Consider the following 18354-nt stretch of genomic DNA (forward strand, 5'->3'; position numbering starts at 1 on the left):
AAAAAATATATCAGAACCAAAAGGATATGTCAATCTATTTCTAGTAAGGCAGCAGCAGGTCTTCCATAGAGGAATCTGTCCGTTTATCGGCAAAATACGCATGAAGCACTTCATTTTCATCGAGCTGGCTGAGCTTTTCGCCGGCTTTTTCAATGATAATGGGGTGCTTGCATCCCCGTTTGAATTCGGCCATGACATGCTTTACTTTGGCATCGGCCGCGACCGTCAAAGGATGCAGCATGGCGACATCTCGGTTTTTGCCGTAGTATCTCTCCAAAAGAAACCTCAGCTGAATATAATGCCGCTTCCGGTATTCATCCCATAAAGAAGCGGCGAGAAAGACGAACAGCACCCATGCGCTGACCTGAAGGGGGACGGCCAGCACAATCCAGCAGCAGAGCAAAAGCGCGGAAACGGCCGATGTCTGCAGGCTGAGGAGATGCGCTTTTTGAAAAGCCATTTGTTTAGAGAAGTATAAAAACACGAACTTGCCGCCGTCAAGCGGCCAGATCGGCAAAAGATTGATGAAAAGAATGGAGAGATTATAAAAGGTAAACATCTCAAATGTCTGCTCACTTGCAAAGCCTGACATGAAAAAGAGCCAGGCTGCCGCCTGAAGCCACACATGCTGAAGCGGGCCCGCCAAAATGACCGCGAATTCCTCTTTTAGCGGCCGGTTTCCGTGCTCCTCCACCTCAACCGTCCCGCCGAAAGGCAGCAGAAAGATGCGTTTAATGCGCCACGAAAAAAACACAGCCAGAGCAGCATGCCCCAGCTCATGAACGGATACGACCAGCAAAAGACACAGCAGCGCTTTGATGTGCCCCGTCATAAGACCGAGCCCCATAATAATCCAAAGAAAAGGATGGACATGAATTTTAAAAAGGAGGATGAGCCATTTATTCATCAAATGTGATCACCTGGATCGGATCTATGAATTTATCGCCATCCTGGATCGCGAAATAGTACTGGCCTTTACTTTTATCGTTGAGCTTGATCGAACCGATCTTTTTCCCTTTATCGACAAAGTCGTACAATGAAACGTTAACATCTTTTAGCCGGCCGTAAATGCTGCTGGTATTGTCGGCATGCTGCACCTTCACTGTCAGCCCTGTTTTTTTATCTTTGCTCACTTCCATAATGTAGCCTTCTTTTACGCTGTCAATGGCTTCACTGGCGGTTTCGACGACGACGCCCTCTCCGTTATTTTGAAAGTCCTGCTGGATTTTCCCCGCGGCAGGAACGGCCATATCCTGACTGACCGCCACCTGACCGTCCTTCTTTTTCGTTCCCGGCGTAAGAAAAGCGAGCGGGTTTCCGAAGGAAGATACGAACCAATTGCTTACGGCAGCAAACTGAAATTCTTTTTGAAAGGTTTGTGCGATTGCCGGTTTGATCTGACTCAGCGGCTGTTTATCAGTTTTATAGGCAATAGCGGAGATCAGTACGAGACAGGCGGCCAGCAGGCATTTTAAAATAATAGAATGAGCGCTGATCAATGGATGCCGCCCGTTAAATTCGGGCGGGTGTTCCGTTTGATATTCGTAGTCCGGAAGAAGCTTGTGCTTTTCCTGCTCCTTGACCGTCTGCCACGCGGGAAAATTCTGCGTTTGAGCGTTTTGAACGAAAGTCCGTTTTGATTCAGGCCGCTGTTTTCTTCTTTTGGCCAGTCTTTTTCTAATTTCATCAGCTCTGTGACTCATCGCCATCATCCTTTGCAATCGTTGGGTTTGTACATCCTATGTCTTGTCCATTGCAAATATGCGCTCTTAAAAAACAAAAAAGACCTGATAAGCTGGGCTTCATCAGATCTTTGTATTCTGGTATATATTATGAACGCACGCCGAAAAATGACTTGATTTTCGCCATCATCCCTTTTTGCTGCTCTTCAAGCACCTGCAAAGGAACGGATTCTCCTAAAATGCGCCGGGCGATATTGCGGTACGCAATGCTGGCGCGGTTTTTGGAATTCATGGCAATCGGTTCGCCGATATTTGAAGCCCTGATCACTTCATCATCGTCAGCAACGATTCCGAGGAGATCAATAGACAGATGATGAACAACTTCATCCACATCCATCGTGTCACCGTTTTTCACCAGGTGATTTCTGATGCGGTTCACGATAAGGCGCGGCGGTTCGATATCTTCCTGCTCCAAAAGTCCGATAATGCGGTCAGCGTCCCGCACCGCTGATATTTCCGGCGTCGTCACAACAATCGCCTTATCAGCTCCGGAGACGGCATTTTTATAGCCTTGTTCAATTCCGGCCGGACAATCAATAATGACATAATCAAATTCCTGCTTAAGCTCCTGCACAAGCAATTTGATCTGCTCAGGGACAACAGCCGTCTTGTCGCTTGTCTGGGCAGCCGGCATTAAATGTAGCAGATCATCAAAACGTTTGTCTTTGACAAGCGCCTGATGCGTCTTGCATCTGCCTTCAATTACATCTACTAAGTCGTAAATAATTCTGTTTTCAAGACCCATTACGACATCAAGGTTGCGCAGTCCGATATCTGTGTCTACCAAACAGACGCGCTTCCCTAAAATGGCTAAGGCGGTACCGAGGTTTGCAGATGTTGTTGTTTTACCTACTCCGCCTTTTCCCGAAGTTATTACGATAGCCTCACCCAATTTCACATTCCTCCCTCAAGCCTTGTTAGATCAGGTCTTAAATGAGCCAATTGCTGAAGGCGTTCAATGACCATATTTCCGTCAGTATCTAAATAAGCACATTCCATGTCGTTCCCTTTTTGAATGTGGTCTGGGGAGCGATTTAACACATGATTGATCCTCAATTGTGTCGGCATCATTTCGGATGCGGCGATCACAGCCCGGTTATTTCCGTTATAACCCGCGTGGGCAATCCCTTTTAATGAACCGAGAACAAATATATTTCCTCCGGCTCTGATCGTACCGCCGGGATTCACATCTCCGATTAAAAGCAAATCTCCTGTCACGTGAAGCACCTGGCCCGAACGGACGATTTTGGAAACCGAAACAATTTCCTGCTCCTCTTTCATCCGCTGCGCTTCTTCTTTGGCGATGACTTCACTGTCAATTGAATGCACGACTAAATCTTTCTTTGACGCGATCAGATCAGTCAGCTGCTCTGCCTGTTCCTGATACAGATACCGATGCCCGAGTTTAATATGAACACTGATTTTTTGGCCTTTGCCATCAGTATATTGTTCAATCGACAGCATGTTTTGAAGACCATCGAGAAGCTCATCAAAAGAACACGCATCATCCAGATGCAATGTTAAGCCGTTTTTTGTTCCTTTTATTGTTACATATTGCTGCTTTTTGGTCTTCATCAATGTTCACCTCAACAACATACTCTTTTCGTCAAAAAAAGATAAAATCCTTTTTACTCATCTCTTAATTCTTTCTTCAGACTTATATAAAACAGCCTGAAGGGCAGGACTAATATAACGGCTCCCGCAATATTCAGCAAAGCGGTCGGCAAGAACCGCTGAATGACAAAATCGTTAAACGTCATAGTGCCGCTGCGGATTAACGTCTGAATGCCGTAGACGTAAAATTCAAGCACACATACGCTCAGCACCGCGACCAGAATGACCATCAGGGCGTTTGTCTGCAGCACTTTAAACGCTTTGGCCGCCAGATAGCATAAACCGGCAAAACCAAACATATAAACGCCTAAAACACCCGTATAATTGATGTCATAAAGAAATCCGAAAATGAAACCGTAGATCACCGCATGCTTTTGATTGATATAAGCCGACATAAAAATCAGCGCAAGCAAAAGAAAATGCGGAACGACCTGCTGCTCGACGGAAACGAAAGGAAAACGCACCAGATCGGTATAGATGCTTTCCGCACAAAAGACCAAAATCATAATCAAAGGGAGAAGGAAACGTTTCACGATCCTTCCTCCCCTGTTGCTACGCTTCGGTTCACGACGATGACATGGTCAAGATCGTACAAGTCGGCAGCCGGTTTCACGTAAGCGATTTTCGTCAGGCCGTAAGCATCTGATTCTACATCGGTCACTTCGCCGACCGTCAGCCCTTGAGGAAATACGCCGCCCGTTCCGGAGGTCTCCACGAGGTCGCCTTTTTTCACTTCACGTTTTTCATCCGGTTCAAGGATGGTCATTTTCAGGGTCTGTTTCTTTTTATCATACCCTTCAATTAAACCGTAGCCTTTGCTTCCCTTTTTGCCGGAGATTTTGGTGGCCACTCTGTTATTGCGGTCAACATCGCTCAGCAGCTGAACGGCGGATGTGAAACTGTTGAGTCCGCTGCTTTTGATCTTCCCGACCAGCGCACCCTTTTCGTTCGTGACAGCCATGTCTTTGGCCACTTTGTGCTTCGTTCCCTTATTGATCATGATCTGCTTGTACCATTGATCAGGGTTTCTCGCGATAACGGTCGCTAAAATCGGATCATAGTCGGAAATTGATTTGACATGCCCGAGTTCATCACGCAGCTTCTTGTTTTCATCTTTGAGTTCTTGGAGCTTCGCTTCATATTGTGTCTGTCCGTCCAGCTTTTGTCTTAAGCGTTCGTTTTCTTTGTACGTGTTTTTCAGGTCTTTTATGTCCCCGAAGAACCCTGCAAAATATTCGGCAGGCGTGTGAAAAATGTTTTGAAATACTCCCGTCGTATCACCGATCAGCTTTTCAGGCCAGGTGGTATTACGGCCGTTCTTCAGCGAGAATCCAATCATAGCCACCAATATGATAATACACAGAAGTAATAGCATTAACCGTTTGTTCGGCATCGTGATACACCTCTTCTATTTAACTCCTGATTATCTTGTTTTTCCTTTGAAAAGATGGATGTGCTCCAGTGCTTTTCCAGTGCCGATCGCAACACAATCCAGCGGATCTTCAGCGATAAGAACAGGCATTTTCGTTTCGTCGCTGATGACTTTGTCGAGATTGCGGAGCAGGGCGCCTCCCCCTGTTAATACAATACCTCTGTCCATAATGTCAGCGGCCAGCTCAGGCGGTGTTTTTTCAAGCGTGCTCTTCACCGCATCAACGATTGAGAGAACTGTATCACGCAGTGCATTTGCAATTTCCGTTCCCGTGATTTCGATCGTTTTCGGCAGACCTGTCAGAAGATCGCGGCCGCGGATTTCCATTGACGCATTTTCTTCACCGGTTTCGGCTGAACCGATTTCCATTTTAATGGCTTCCGCCGTACGGTCACCGATCATCAGATTATATGTTTTTCTGATATAGCTGATGATTGAGTCGTCCATTTCGTCACCGGCTACGCGGATTGACTGAGACGTGACAATGCCGCCTAAAGAAATGATCGCCACTTCAGTTGTTCCGCCGCCGATATCAACGACCATGCTGCCCGTCGGCTCCCATACCGGAAGATTCGCGCCGATTGCGGCCGCAAACGGTTCTTCAATCGGATAAGCGTCACGTGCGCCCGCTTGTCTTGTCGCGTCGATGACCGCCCGTTCTTCAACGGCCGTAATACCTGACGGCACACACACCATAACGTACGGCTTTCTCGCAAACAATCCTTTATTTTTCACAGCCTGATTAATGTAGTATTTCATCATTGTCGCAGTTGTTTCATAGTCAGCGATAACGCCGTCTTTCATCGGACGGAGCGCAACCACGTTGCCCGGAGTTCTTCCGATCATGTTTTTCGCATCGTTACCGACCGCAACGATTGACTTCGTATCCGTTTGCAGAGCAACGACAGACGGCTCTCTCACTACGATTCCTTTACCTTTAACAAACACAAGCGTATTCGCGGTTCCCAAATCTATACCAAGGTCTCTTGTACCAATTCCGAACATATGTATGTATCTTCCTTTCTTAAAGCAAAAATACCCTAAAGGGAAAAACTCATAAAATCTATTATATCTTAAATCAACGAAAAAAAAAGTGTTACAAATATCCTTTTTCCTTTAAACTCACAAATTTTTTATCACCAATGACCAAATGATCCAGCAGCTCGATGCCGATTAAATTTCCGCACTCAAAAAGCCGCCTGGTTACCTCTATATCTTCTCTGCTCGGTGTAGGATCTCCTGAAGGATGATTATGAACGCAAATGAAGGACGCGGCGGATCGTTTGAAAGCTTCTTTAAACACCTCCCGCGGGTGGACAATAGATGAATTCAGACTTCCGATAAAAACGGTGCGTTTATGAATGACTTGATTTTTGGTATTTAAATATAAACAGACAAAATGCTCCTGGGATAAAAAGCGCATATCCTCCATCACATACTTCGCCCCGTCTTCCGGAGAGCGGATGACGCAATGCTCCCCGGCGGATGTCTTATGAATGCGGCTCCCCAGCTCAATTGCGGCAAGAATCTGAACGGCTTTCACCGTGCCGATTCCCGGAATGCTGGAAAGCTCCTGGGCAGAGGCGCCTTTTAACAGGCGCAGCCCGTCAAACGTCCGCAGCAGCCGGTGAGCGAGGTTCATGACGGACTCATGTTTCGTTCCCGTCCGCAGCAGGATGGCGAGCAATTCATTGTTAGAGAGATGTTCGGCTCCGAAGTGCAGAAGCCGCTCTCTCGGTTTTTCTTTTTCGGGGAAATCTCTTAATTTTAACGGCAGATCACGGATGATCAACCCCTCCTTGTTCCCCTTCCCGGTTTGAACATCAAGCTTTTATATTAAATTCTTTCAAGGCTCTCATTGTTTTAGCGACAGGAAGCCCGACGACAGAATAAAAATCACCGTCTATTTTTTTCACTAAAAGCGCGCCTTTTCCTTGGATGCCGTATGCACCTGCTTTATCCATCGGTTCTTTTGTTTCAATGTAGAGCTGTATGTCGTCTTCACTGAGCGGCCAAAACGTCACTTCCGTCGTGTCACAGAATGTTTCTTTCCGGTCATGCGTCTGAATGCTGACCGCCGTAATGACTTGATGGCTTCGGCCGGAAAGCCTCCGCAGCATCTGTGCCGCTTCTTCCCTGTCACGCGGTTTGCCGAGGCACTCGCCGTCTATGCACACCATCGTGTCAGCCCCGATAACGACTGCATCGGGATTTTCGGCCAATACAGCACCGGCTTTTTGCTCGGCCAAACATTGGACGTTTTCTTCCGGCGAAAGGTTTCGATTTAATTTTTCTTCTGTGCGGCTCGCAATAATGCTGTAAGGAATCTGAAGAAGATTAAGGAGTTCTTTTCTTCGCGGAGATTGTGATGCGAGTATTAAGCGTTTTGTCATGGTTGTCATCCTTTCAGGGTTTGCTTAAGAAAAAAAGATACTTGTCTATCCTACCAAATCAAACGGGCAACCACAATTTCAGAAAAATAACTTTTTGATGACAAAATAAAAAATCCCGCCGGATGACGGGAAATGAGATACTATTTTACAACACTTAAAAGCTCTTTTTGGGCTTTCCAGCCGGATTCTGACCCCGACGTTTCCAGTTCTTTCAGCGCTTGAAGCACGGCCTCTTTCTGCTTTTTGTCAGCGGCGTCTGCGCCGTCTGCCGCTTTTGCCGCTTCAGCCACTTCCGTTTTTGAAAGATCTTTGCCGATAATCGCTTTGGCGGAGAGCTCAGATGCCTGTTTAAAAGAGTCTTCCAGCCCTGAATCGACCGCAAAGCTGAGCTCTTTTCCGCCCCAAGCCTCAAAATCATGGTCTATCAGTGTCTGACCCAATTGCTGTGATAAGCTTTTTTCCGCTGCAAGCCCGGCGATCACGTATGTGTATCCGTCTTCTTTTGCCAGAGAGACGGCCGAGTATCCTTTTTCAGTCAGCTGGTCAACAAGCGTTTGCGCTCCTTTTTCTGATGAAAATTTTCCGGCCTGCACCGCATATGTTTTATAGTTTCCCACTGAAGATTCCGCATCTCCTGTGCCGGCTGTTTCAGATTTGTCTTTAGAAACATCACCCGCTTTCACCGTCTGCCCTTGTGAACCTTTGTCAGCTGATGCCGGAGCGGAGGCTTCTTTACTTCCCGACATATTTAAGGCGACAAGGCCGAGCCCGGTGCCTAAAACAGCCGCAACGGCAATTGTCGTGACCGCTTTTTTAACTGGAGAAGACGGCTGCTTTTTTTTCGGAAAATGAGGGCCTGTTTTTTTCTTCTGGTATGGCGGAACAACTTTCGGGTCATCTTCAAATACCTCAGAATTCTTCTCATGATCCCAATTGAAATCTTCTTCTTTCGGATCTTCATGGGAAGCGGCGGTCTCCTGTTCCGCCTTTTTTGTTTCTTCCCAATTGGAAAATGTGACGGTCTTCTCCCCGCCTTCATTCACATCTTCTTGTCCATACATCGTTTCTTCTTGTCCGTTAATGGTTACTTTAAGGGCATTGTTTTTAGCTTTGCTGTGCTTTTTGCTCTTCCTTTTTTTCAACGTCTCTTCCCCCTTGCATTCGTCTTGGCCGTACCTTGAACTGATCATGGTTCACACTTTAGCATAGGCGAAAAAAAAAAGAACAAGACTTTTGTCGTCTTGTCCAAAAAACGTTCGCCAAATTTTTCAAGCTCCGCCTGAAGCGAGCTTGATGTAAAACGAAAACAGCTCTTCACCGTATAAATAACTCAAAGCGCTCCCGGCTGAGATGGCCGGCGCAAACGGAAATGGCTGCTTTTTACCAAGCCTGCCCCGGGCTGCGGCGCACATACCGTATACGGCTCCGATCATAACGGAAAGAAAGAATGCAATGAGCACGAGCTTCACGCCGAGCGTCAGGCCGATCACCCCAAACAGTTTCACATCACCTGCGCCGATGCCTCCTTTACTGATAAACATGATAAAAACTAGCAGAAAAAATCCGCAAACAGCTCCGGCAAACCCCGCATACCATGAATCCAGCGGAGAAAACATACGGCCGGCGATGAAAAGCGGAAGAAAAAACAGCAGAACTTTGTCAGGAATCAGCATATATTGCAGATCCGTCATAGTAACAATCATGAGCAGAGACAGAAATAACAGCGCGACTAACAGTTCTTTTGAGAAACCGAAATGAATGCCTGCAGCCGTGAATAAACACGCCGTCCAGCATTCCGCCGCCGGATACATAACCGACAGCTTCGCACGGCAGTTTCTGCATCTGCCTCTTTGCAGAATATAGGAGACGACGGGCACAAGCTCCCCCCAGGAGAGCGGCAAGCGGCAGAACGAGCAGGCTGAACGCGGCGAAATAACCGAGATTCGAAGCGGGATACGGCACGCTGCTGTATAAAAAAAAGAACCGAAAATCAAGCCGAGAAAAAACAGAATCAAAAGCACTCAGACCACACCTTTACTATCAATCTGGCTCAGATTATAGCAAAGAAAAACACCATGACTGAAATGGCTGAAAATATATTTTCAGCATAAAAACACCCGGCAAAACCGGAAAATGGTCTGCCGGGCATCCGAGGGGCTGTCAGATAAGCCGCTTTCTCATTTCTGAAATAAAATATAAGGAGCCGGTAATGATGATGACATCATCCGCCTCGTCTTTTTGTTCTATCCATTCTTTCACACTGTCCGGGTTCTCATCGAAGCTCTTAGACGCAAGACTGCTTGCATTGTAAAGAGCTTCGGCGCTTGAAGCACGCGGAAAGTCAAATGATACAAAGTGAATGGAATCTGCTTCGGTTTCAAGCTTTTTAATCATTTCCTGATACGGTTTGTCTTTTAATGCGCTGAATACGACATGGACGTTTTTATCAGCAAAGCGCTGCCTGATCGTTTCTGTCAGCGTTTCAACGCCCTCTTCGTTATGCGCGCCGTCCGCAAACACTAAAGGGCGGCTTTGAAGACGTTCAAACCGGCCCGGCCAGGAAGCTTTTTTCAGGCCGTTTCGCATCGCTTCTTCTGAAATGACTGCGGCTTCCAGGCGATTCAGCCATTCAGCGGCCAATATCGCCAATGCCGCATTCTGCCTTTGGTGAATGCCGATCAGCGACGTTTGAATGTTTTCATAGCATTTCGTTTCTGTTTCCAGCGAAAAGCTTTCGCCGGACGGAAGCGCCGCTTCATTAAACAGTCTGCACGTTTTATATAGTGACTGATACGGAGCCTGCTTTTTTTCGGCTTCCGCTTCAATAACGCCGAGTGCTTCCGGCTGATTGACACCCGTAATGACCGGAATGGAATTTTTAATGATACCGGCTTTCTGCCCGGCGATCTCCTCGATGGTATTGCCTAAAATGGCCATATGGTCATGTCCGATACTTGTAATGACCGACAGGAGCGGTTTCACAATATTGGTTGAATCAAATGTGCCGCCGAGCCCCGCTTCAAAAATAACAAAATCGATATCAGCCCGCTTCGCAAAATATAAAAATGCACACGCTGTAATGATTTCAAATTCTGTCACCGTTCCGGCATCAGTCTTATCGAGCTCATCGACTATCGGCTTTATGTCATTAACGAGCGTTCTCCATTCCTCATCGGTAATCGGCGTGCCGTTGACGCTGATACGCTCATTAAACGTAATCATGTAAGGCGATGTGAACGTGCCGACCGTATAACCGGCTTCTTGAAGCACGGAACGGATAAAAGAGACGGTTGATCCTTTGCCGTTTGTGCCCGCCACATGAATGGCGCGGATGTTCTTTTCCGGGTGTTCCAGTTTTTCCATCAGCTTTTCCATACGGAGAAGGCCCGGCTTAACGCCGAACTTGAGTCTGCCGTGAATCCAGCTGATCGCTTCTTTGTACGTATTAAACAATGAAATCCCCTCTTTTATACGACAAGGCGGTTTCTTAGGAAACCGCCCCGCTGTTTTATCAGCCTTTCAGCTCTGCAATCCGCTGCCGGACAGCTTCGCGTTTTGCCGTGTAGTCTTTCTCTTTTCCGCGTTCTTCTTCAATGACATGCTCAGGAGCTTTTTTAATGAATCCTTCGTTGCCGAGTTTTTTCTGAACGCGTTCGACTTCTTTTGTCAGCTTGTCGAATTCTTTTTGCAGACGGGCGATCTCCTCATCAATGTTAATCAGCCCTTCAAGCGGCAGAATGACTTCCGCTCCGGTGACGACCGCTGTCATCGCCTTGTCTGCCGCAGTGATATCCGTCCCGATTTTCAGCGTGCTCGGATTCGTGAAGCGTTCAACGTAAGAACGGTTCTTCTCAAGGCGGCCGGCAATGTCTTCGGTAGATGTTTTAATGTAAAGTTCAACCTGCTTGCTCATCGGCGTGTTGACTTCGCTCCGGATATTGCGGACAGAACGGATTAATTCTACGAGCAGTTTCATATCCGCCGCTGCCTCTTTATCCGTATGTTCCGGCACCGGAACCGGCCAAGAGCTGATCGTGATTGACTCGCCTTCATGAGGAAGGTGCTGCCAGATTTCTTCCGTTAAAAATGGCATAAACGGGTGAAGAAGACGCATCGTCTGGTCAAGCACGTATGCCAGAACAGACCGGGTTGTTTTCTTCGCCGCTTCATCTTCCCCGTACAGCGGAAGCTTCGCCATTTCGATATACCAGTCGCACACATCGTCCCAGATAAAGTTGTACAGGTGGCGTCCGACTTCACCGAATTCATAACGATCCGCAAGCTGTGTTACGTCTTCTATCGTTTCATTCAGTCTTGTCAGGATCCACTTATCAGCAACTGTTTTTTCACCGGACAGATCAAGCTCGTCATACGTCATGCCGTCCATGTTCATTAATGCAAAACGGGAGGCGTTCCAAATTTTATTTGCGAAATTCCATGTGGATTCCACTTTTTCATAGCTGAAACGGAGATCCTGTCCCGGTGAACTTCCGGTTGCCAGGAAATAGCGCAGGGAATCCGCTCCGTACTTGTCGATGACATCCATCGGGTCCACGCCGTTCCCAAGGGATTTACTCATTTTTCTGCCCTGCTCGTCACGGATTAAGCCGTGAATCAGCACGTCTTTGAACGGACGCTCGCCGGTAAACTCAAGACCTTGGAAAATCATCCGGGATACCCAGAAGAAAATGATGTCATATCCCGTTACAAGAACATCGGTTGAGTAATACCGCTTAAAGTCTTCAGCGTTTTCATCAGGCCAGCCCATTGTAGAAAACGGCCAAAGCGCGGAGCTGAACCATGTATCAAGCACGTCTGAATCCTGTTCCCAATTTTCGCTGTCCTCAGGCGCCTCAAGGCCGACGTACACTTCTTTTGTTTCTTTATGATACCAAGCCGGGATGCGGTGGCCCCACCACAGCTGACGGGAAATACACCAATCACGGATGTTTTCCATCCAGTGCAGGTACGTTTTCTCGAACCGGTCAGGAACGAAGTGAACCTTCTCTTCTTTTGCCTGAAGGTCAACCGCAGCATCAGCCAGCGGCTGCATTTTGACAAACCATTGTGTGGACAGGTACGGCTCAACAACGGCGCCGCTTCTCTCACTGTGGCCGACAGAATGCATATGGTCTTCGATTTTAAAGAGAACGCCGGATTCCTGAAGATCTTTGACGAGTTTTTTGCGGCATTCAAACCGGTCCATGCCGTTATATTGCAGCGCTTTTTCATTCATTGTTCCGTCTTCATTCATGACGAGAATCCGCTCTAAATTGTGGCGGTTTCCGAGTTCAAAGTCATTCGGGTCATGGGCAGGCGTAATTTTAACGGCGCCTGATCCGAATTCCATATCAACATAATCATCGCCGACAATCGGAATTTCGCGGTTTGTAATCGGCAGAATCACCGTTTTGCCGATTAAGTGCTTGTAGCGCTCATCTTCAGGATGAACCGCGACAGCCGTGTCGCCAAGCATCGTTTCCGGACGGGTGGTCGCGATTTCAATTGAGCCTGAGCCGTCTGCTAACGGGTAGCGCAAATGATAAAACGCGCCCTGTACGTCTTTGTAAATCACTTCAATATCGGATAAAGCCGTTTTTGTGGCAGGGTCCCAGTTGATGATATATTCGCCTCTGTAAATCAAGCCTTTTTCGTACAACTTGACGAATACTTCACGCACGGCTTTGTTCAGCCCTTCATCAAGAGTGAAACGTTCGCGTGAATAATCGAGTCCGAGTCCCATCTTGGCCCATTGGCTGCGGATGAAATCAGCATACTCTTCTTTCCACTTCCACGTTTCTTCTAAAAACTTTTCACGGCCGAGGTCATAACGGCTTGTGCCCTGTTCGCGGAGTTTCGCTTCGACTTTTGCCTGAGTGGCGATGCCGGCGTGATCCATGCCCGGAAGCCAGAGCACGTCATAGCCCTGCATGCGTTTCATACGTGTAACGATATCTTGCAGCGTCGTATCCCACGCATGTCCGAGGTGCAGCCTGCCCGTCACGTTCGGCGGCGGAATGACGACAGAATACGGCTGTTTCGTTTGATCGCCGCCCGCTTCAAAATATTTTCCTTTCAGCCAAAAATCATAGCGGCCTTTTTCAATCGCAGACGGATCATATTTTGTCGGCATTGTTTGTTCGTTTGTATCCATGATAACCCTCCAGCATGTTTAGAAATGGCTGAGCAACTAAAAAAGAGCCTTCATCCTGATAAAGGACGAAAAGCTCTTTCGCGGTACCACCTTTTTTCATGAACAGATTTGTTCATGCACTTAAACGGATAACGGGTGCGGCCCGAATTTCTCTACTGTATGTTCAAGAAATTATGCTCCCGGGCGACCTTCCAATGAGACGGCATAAGAAGCCTTTCAGCACAGTAGCTTCTCTCTCTTCATGCGTCTTTCTTGTACTCTTCCCGTTCAAAGCAGGTGTATTTATATCAGCTCATGATCTTATTTATTATGTTCTTTATTATAGTAAAAGTGTTTTTGATTCGTCAATCATCTTTTCCAAAAACCGCTGCCGTCATACATAAATGGGCATGCACCCCGCTCTTCCCCTTACATACGATACATAGAAAGGCGAATGTGAGGAGGAATTGCCCGTGAGAAAAAAATTCAATTCTTATTCGCTCCCCCAGTGGGCCAGACAGGTCCGCCTTGTATCCGTGCAAGTCATTATCCCGATTACGATCTTTCAGGGGATCAGGACGATTTTCTTTCCGACGACTTTTGATGTCCTGCTGCTTGCCATCCTGCTGTTTTTAGCGTGCGCCCTGCATTTGGAATGGATATAAAAAAACGAGTCCCGTTATGAAGAGGACTCGTTTTCCGCTTTTATTTTTTTCTCCCGCTCAATCTGATGAACCTTCATGAGAAAAGGTTCAACATTTTTCATCTGCCAAAACGCTCTTAATAATTGCGTGCACTCTTCTTTTTCAGAGCCCCTTTGGCCGGTCTGATACCGTTTCAGCACTTTGTACATGGCGGACGGATAAGCCATATAGCTGAGAAACAGGCTGATTTCCGCTTCACGGAGCGGGAATGATTTGTGATACGTATAAAACCAGTCCAGGCATTCCGGACATGCTTTCGGATAGCTTCTGAACATTCTGGAGTAAAAGCCGAGCAGGTCATTTTGCGGAGGACCCAGCGCAGCTTTCTCGAAATTCGTGAAAAAGCCCGATCCCGCATCATTATACAGAAAGTGGCGGCTCGATAAACTGCCGTGGTTGATCACCGCTCTCGTCTTGTCATGATCCTTTGCCGCGTCAAACCATTCTTCCAGACGTTCGAGAGCAAAATTGACGGCGGAAACCGTTTCTGTAAGATACGTAACAGCCTGCAGTTCAAAAGGTGAAAGGTACCACTCTTTTTCCGCCCGGTCGGCGAATTGTTCATAGACAAGTTTATCATTTTCCCAATCTCTTTTCGTTGCTTCATAAAAGCGGCTGATATCTTCAGTCCGGATTTGGATGTCCCGCACAGTCGCAGAATGGAGCTTCGCGACCTCTTTAAAAAGGTAAACATGTTTTTGGTCCCGTTCTTCTTCCTGATCGTACTGAAGCCAAGGCATTAAATAATAAGAATTCTCCGTCTGTCTTCCCGCAAAAAAATCGCCGGCATACGTGCGGCAGATCGGCACAAATGATCGGTAGCCTTTCTCCTCAATCTCAATCATAAGATCCGTAAATTCACTGCTGCGGGCCGGCTTGAGCTGTTTCAAAGCAAAAATGCCGTAGTTTGAGTAGACCTTCCAAACATGCGGGCTGACAGGCTCAATGTACTCAGCCGTCAGCCCGTATTCCTGAAGCACTGATTGGACTGCTTCCATTCCATTCACCACATTTTTACGGCCTCTTTGTGCTTACACATGGCTGTTATTATATTCAGGTATATACAGAAGCTGACCTTCCTCAAGCTCGTCATCAAACGATAAAGCATTCGTTCGGATGAGCTGCTGGGATGTAATGTCATATCGTTCACACACCCGGTCGATTGTATCTTGCTGCTGCACGATACAAATTTTCATTCTTGAAAACTTTTCTTCTTCCCTTGTAAATAATTTTGTCAAGTAATGAGAGTTGTCATTTTCCTTCTGCTCGGTTCCCGGTGCCGCTTCTTCATTCTTTCTTTCAGGCTTAAGCGGCTCAGGCTGTTCCGCTTGCGCCGGCTCCTCCGGCGGCAGTTTGGAAAACTGAAAAGACAAATCGAGAGGCTTCCCGGTTTCCTCCTCCGGCGGCGCCATCTTCCTTACCTCAATTTCAAACCCTTCTTCATCATGAGCCTCTTCTTCAAGCAGCTTAGGAGCGCTGTAAAACTCCTCTTCCTGCCGTTCCGGAACGAACTCACGATAAACGGGCGCCTGCTCTTCTTGAAAAACCGCAGGCTCATCTTCGTCTTCTGCCGCCTTATGATCGCTCTGACGGAGAAGCGGCTCGGCCTCTGGCTGTTCTTCTTTTTGAAGGAAGGGCTGTTCCGCAATTTTTGTTTTTTCTGCATGCGGAGTCAGAGTGAATGCAGGGAAAACCGGTTCGATATCATCTTTTGGCTCTTCCTGCGCTTCTGCTGAATCATCCTCAAATACGGGTTCATTCCTCACGGCTGACATGATTGCAGGCTCCTCAGCTTCTTCCGGCTCTTCTTCGTGCTGGAAGGAAACGGGAGGAGGAGGCTCAGTAAAGGAAACAGGTTTCGGCACCTCTTCTTGCTCCCTCATAATCGGGGCTGCTTCCTGCTCTTCTTCCTGCTCCCTCAGAATCGGGACTGCTTCCTGCTCTTCTTCCCGCTCCCTCATAATCGGGGCTGCTTCCTGCTCTTCTTCCTGCTCCCTCAGAATCGGAGCTGCTTCCTGCTCTTCTTCCTGCTCCCTCAGAATCGGGGCTGCTTCCTGCTCTTCTTCTTCCCGCTCCCTCAGAATCGGAGCTGCTTCCTGCTCTTCTTCCTGCTCCCTCAGAATCGGGGCTGCTTCCTGCTCTTCTTCCTGCTCCCTCAGAATCGGGGCTGCTTCCTGCTCTTCTTCTTCCCGCTCCCTCAGAATCGGGGCTGCTTCCTGCTCTTCTTCCTGCTCCCTCAGAATCGGAGCTGCTTCCTGTTCTTCTTCCTCCTGCCTGAGTGAAGACGGGATTTCTTCCTCGTTTTTCTCTGTTTCTTGTGCTGCTTCTTCTGATACAGTCAAAGGTATTTCAGGCTCATGGCGTATCATTAATTCTGGTTCATTTTCGTCCTCTGAATGATGTCCGGCAAGATTGATCATTTCTTCTCTGGCAAATTCAGGCGCCACGTACAAAGGGATCTCCGGCTCTTTTGGCTCGGATTCCTCAAGCAGCCCTTCAATTGCCAAATCAGCTTGAATGGTTAAGATCCTTGAATCCGTCAGCTGATAATCAAAGGCATCAATAAATACGAAAACATCATTGAGGTGGCTCACTTTATTTTTCGGAATCGTAATGTCCACCGGGAAACAATGAATGAGCTCGGCCGTGCCATCCTCCCTTGCCCTCACTTCCTCTACATGCCTCAGCTCACTATTAAGCTTTTCAAAATGACTGCTGTGATCTATGTTGTACTCGCCAGTAAGTTCTAATGACCCTTTAATTGAGACATAATCATTTACTTCCTGCACCCTGATGTCAGGGTCTAATGAAATCGAAAGTAATTCAGAAACTTCCTGTCCTTTTTGGAAACAGATTGATTCTTCAACAGAAAATTGCAATCGGTGATTATGCGGCAAGTTCATATCCTCCTTTCATCTAATCCATACAATTAGATGTCACTAAAGGTGTATGCCGCAATCCGGGAAAATATGATAATGGAGGCATTGAAAAAAGCCGATACAAGTCTTGCTTGCATCGGCTTTTCGGTATCAGCGGCTGATCGCCTGGAACACTTTCTCAGCGGCTTGAATGGTATTTTCAATATCCTCCATTGTATGCGCAGTGGAGAGAAACAATCCTTCAAATTGAGACGGCGGCAGAAATACGCCTGCGTCGGCCATCCCTTTATAATACTTGGCGAACAGCTTTAAATCAGAAGATTTGGCTGCTTCATAGTTAATGACAGGCTCATTGGTGAAAAAGAAGCCGATCATTGACCCTGCCCGGTTAAACGTGTGCGGAATGCCATGTGCTGCAGCTGCTTTTGAAATGCCTTCTTCAAGCATATCGCCTTTTTTCACAAATTCTTGGTAAGATTCAGGTGTGAGCTGCTGTAACGTCTCAAGTCCCGCTGTCATGGCAAGCGGATTTCCTGACAATGTTCCCGCCTGGTAGATCGGACCGCTCGGCGCGATTCGTTCCATGATTTCGGCTTTGCCGCCATACGCACCGACAGGAAGACCGCCGCCGATGACTTTGCCGAGACACGTTAAATCAGGCGTCACGCCGAAATATCCTTGCGCACAGTTATAGTCCACGCGAAAACCGGTCATGACCTCATCAAAAATGAGCAGCGCGCCATACTGTTCCGTAATGTCGCGAAGTCCTTGTAAAAAGCCTTCCTGCGGCGGAACAACGCCCATATTGCCCGCTACCGGTTCAACAATGACCCCGGCAATATCTTCACCGTACTCCCGGAATGCGAGTGCAACGCTTTCCAAGTCGTTGTATGGAACGGTAATCGTATTCATCGCTATTCCTTCCGGCACGCCCGGGCTGTCCGGCAGGCCGAGTGTCGCCACTCCGGATCCCGCTTTGATCAGCAGCGAATCACCATGGCCGTGGTAACAGCCTTCAAATTTCAAAATTTTGTTGCGGCCGGTATATCCTCTTGCCAGACGCAGGGCGCTCATTGTCGCCTCTGTGCCGGAGCTGACCATCCGCACGATTTCAACAGACGGCACACGGTCAATGACCAATTTGGCCAGTTCGTTTTCCACTTCAGTGGATGCCCCGAAACTTGTCCCGTTCTCGGCTACTTTTTTCAGGCTTTCAACGACCCGGTCGTTCGTGTGACCCAAAATGAGCGGCCCCCAGCTCAGGACGTAGTCGATATATTCATTGCCGTCAATATCAAAAATTTTCGATCCTTTTCCGCGCTGCATAAAGATCGGGTCCATATCAACTGATTTAAACGCGCGCACCGGGCTGTTCACTCCGCCCGGCATCAGTTTCTGCGCTTCTTTAAAAGCGGCTTTTGATTTTTCATAGCTTCTCATCTGCCTCAGCTCCCGTC

General features: G+C 47.6%; 17 protein-coding genes and 1 other annotated feature. Of the genes, 1 reads left to right on the top strand and 16 read right to left on the bottom strand.

Annotated elements, in window-relative coordinates:
• Positions 1 to 40 precede the first annotated feature (40 nt).
• The 13 genes from ACWJJS_RS13805 to ACWJJS_RS13865 form a co-directional block, all read right to left on the bottom strand.
• Positions 41 to 907, bottom strand: a complete 867-nt coding sequence (locus tag ACWJJS_RS13805; protein WP_003152659.1) for a M50 family metallopeptidase — start codon at positions 905 to 907, stop codon at positions 41 to 43.
• Positions 900 to 1703, bottom strand: a complete 804-nt coding sequence (locus tag ACWJJS_RS13810) for a M23 family metallopeptidase (RefSeq protein ID WP_007408168.1) — start codon at positions 1701 to 1703, stop codon at positions 900 to 902. Before ACWJJS_RS13810 ends, ACWJJS_RS13805 begins: the two co-directional genes overlap by 8 nt.
• A 127-nt stretch (positions 1704 to 1830) precedes the next feature.
• Entirely contained in the window at positions 1831 to 2634 is an 804-nt protein-coding gene (gene minD, locus ACWJJS_RS13815) for a septum site-determining protein MinD (RefSeq protein ID WP_060674730.1), read from the bottom strand.
• A 2-nt stretch (positions 2635 to 2636) separates the two neighbouring features.
• Complete coding sequence (gene minC, locus ACWJJS_RS13820) at positions 2637 to 3317, bottom strand: septum site-determining protein MinC (protein WP_003152653.1); 681 nt, start codon at positions 3315 to 3317, stop codon at positions 2637 to 2639.
• Positions 3318 to 3370: 53 nt separating this feature from the next.
• Complete coding sequence (mreD, locus tag ACWJJS_RS13825; protein ID WP_003152650.1) at positions 3371 to 3889, bottom strand: rod shape-determining protein MreD; 519 nt, start codon at positions 3887 to 3889, stop codon at positions 3371 to 3373.
• Complete coding sequence (gene mreC / locus ACWJJS_RS13830) at positions 3886 to 4749, bottom strand: rod shape-determining protein MreC (RefSeq protein ID WP_003152649.1); 864 nt, start codon at positions 4747 to 4749, stop codon at positions 3886 to 3888. The genes mreD and mreC overlap by 4 nt, the downstream gene beginning before the upstream one ends.
• Positions 4750 to 4779: 30 nt before the next feature.
• The gene (gene mreB / locus ACWJJS_RS13835; protein WP_003152647.1) at positions 4780 to 5793 is read right to left on the bottom strand and encodes a cell shape-determining protein MreB; all 1014 of its coding nucleotides are present in this window, start codon (positions 5791 to 5793) and stop codon (positions 4780 to 4782) included.
• A 91-nt stretch (positions 5794 to 5884) separates the two neighbouring features.
• Positions 5885 to 6580: a RadC family protein gene (gene radC, locus ACWJJS_RS13840; RefSeq protein WP_007408165.1), complete on the bottom strand. Its 696-nt coding sequence runs from the start codon at positions 6578 to 6580 to the stop codon at positions 5885 to 5887.
• A 31-nt stretch (positions 6581 to 6611) separates the two neighbouring features.
• Positions 6612 to 7181: a Maf family protein gene (locus ACWJJS_RS13845; protein ID WP_070082167.1), complete on the bottom strand. Its 570-nt coding sequence runs from the start codon at positions 7179 to 7181 to the stop codon at positions 6612 to 6614.
• A 140-nt stretch (positions 7182 to 7321) separates the two neighbouring features.
• The gene (locus ACWJJS_RS13850) at positions 7322 to 8323 is read right to left on the bottom strand and encodes an SPOR domain-containing protein (protein ID WP_278071204.1); all 1002 of its coding nucleotides are present in this window, start codon (positions 8321 to 8323) and stop codon (positions 7322 to 7324) included.
• Positions 8324 to 8449: 126 nt separating this feature from the next.
• Entirely contained in the window at positions 8450 to 9202 is a 753-nt protein-coding gene (locus ACWJJS_RS13855; RefSeq protein WP_146284283.1) for a prepilin peptidase, read from the bottom strand.
• Positions 9203 to 9341: 139 nt separating this feature from the next.
• Positions 9342 to 10634 (bottom strand): bifunctional folylpolyglutamate synthase/dihydrofolate synthase, encoded by a 1293-nt coding sequence (locus tag ACWJJS_RS13860; protein ID WP_146284281.1) that lies wholly within the window; start codon positions 10632 to 10634, stop codon positions 9342 to 9344.
• A 58-nt stretch (positions 10635 to 10692) separates the two neighbouring features.
• Positions 10693 to 13335, bottom strand: coding sequence for a valine--tRNA ligase (locus ACWJJS_RS13865; protein ID WP_454023651.1), 2643 nt, complete (start codon positions 13333 to 13335; stop codon positions 10693 to 10695).
• Between the two features lie 58 nt (positions 13336 to 13393).
• Positions 13394 to 13615: a binding site (T-box leader), on the bottom strand.
• Between the two features lie 172 nt (positions 13616 to 13787).
• On the opposite strand from ACWJJS_RS13865, the gene ACWJJS_RS13870 reads away from it, so the two are divergent.
• Entirely contained in the window at positions 13788 to 13979 is a 192-nt protein-coding gene (locus ACWJJS_RS13870) for a hypothetical protein (RefSeq protein ID WP_003152639.1), read from the top strand.
• A 14-nt stretch (positions 13980 to 13993) separates the two neighbouring features.
• Here ACWJJS_RS13870 and ysxE read toward each other — a convergent pair whose 3' ends face one another.
• The 3 genes from ysxE to hemL form a co-directional block, all read right to left on the bottom strand.
• Complete coding sequence (gene ysxE / locus ACWJJS_RS13875) at positions 13994 to 15016, bottom strand: spore coat protein YsxE (protein WP_060674860.1); 1023 nt, start codon at positions 15014 to 15016, stop codon at positions 13994 to 13996.
• Positions 15017 to 15049: 33 nt separating this feature from the next.
• The gene (locus ACWJJS_RS13880; protein WP_454023652.1) at positions 15050 to 16915 is read right to left on the bottom strand and encodes a LysM peptidoglycan-binding domain-containing protein; all 1866 of its coding nucleotides are present in this window, start codon (positions 16913 to 16915) and stop codon (positions 15050 to 15052) included.
• A 132-nt stretch (positions 16916 to 17047) separates the two neighbouring features.
• Complete coding sequence (gene hemL, locus ACWJJS_RS13885; protein WP_077722655.1) at positions 17048 to 18337, bottom strand: glutamate-1-semialdehyde 2,1-aminomutase; 1290 nt, start codon at positions 18335 to 18337, stop codon at positions 17048 to 17050.
• Positions 18338 to 18354: the final 17 nt, after the last annotated feature.

The sequence above is a fragment of the Bacillus sp. JK106 genome (genome assembly GCF_053663355.1).

Bases quoted from the DNA above. Each gene is read 5' to 3' on its own strand.
- mreC (WP_003152649.1), bottom strand. From the start codon at position 4,749: ATGCCGAACAAACGGTTAATGCTATTACTTCTGTGTATTATCATATTG.
- ACWJJS_RS13805 (WP_003152659.1), bottom strand. From the start codon at position 907: ATGAATAAATGGCTCATCCTCCTTTTTAAAATTCATGTCCATCCTTTT.
- ACWJJS_RS13865 (WP_454023651.1), bottom strand. From the start codon at position 13,335: ATGGATACAAACGAACAAACAATGCCGACAAAATATGATCCGTCTGCG.
- mreB (WP_003152647.1), bottom strand. From the start codon at position 5,793: ATGTTCGGAATTGGTACAAGAGACCTTGGTATAGATTTGGGAACCGCG.
- minC (WP_003152653.1), bottom strand. From the start codon at position 3,317: ATGAAGACCAAAAAGCAGCAATATGTAACAATAAAAGGAACAAAAAAC.
- hemL (WP_077722655.1), bottom strand. From the start codon at position 18,337: ATGAGAAGCTATGAAAAATCAAAAGCCGCTTTTAAAGAAGCGCAGAAA.
- ysxE (WP_060674860.1), bottom strand. From the start codon at position 15,016: ATGGAAGCAGTCCAATCAGTGCTTCAGGAATACGGGCTGACGGCTGAG.
- ACWJJS_RS13845 (WP_070082167.1), bottom strand. From the start codon at position 7,181: ATGACAAAACGCTTAATACTCGCATCACAATCTCCGCGAAGAAAAGAA.
- ACWJJS_RS13810 (WP_007408168.1), bottom strand. From the start codon at position 1,703: ATGAGTCACAGAGCTGATGAAATTAGAAAAAGACTGGCCAAAAGAAGA.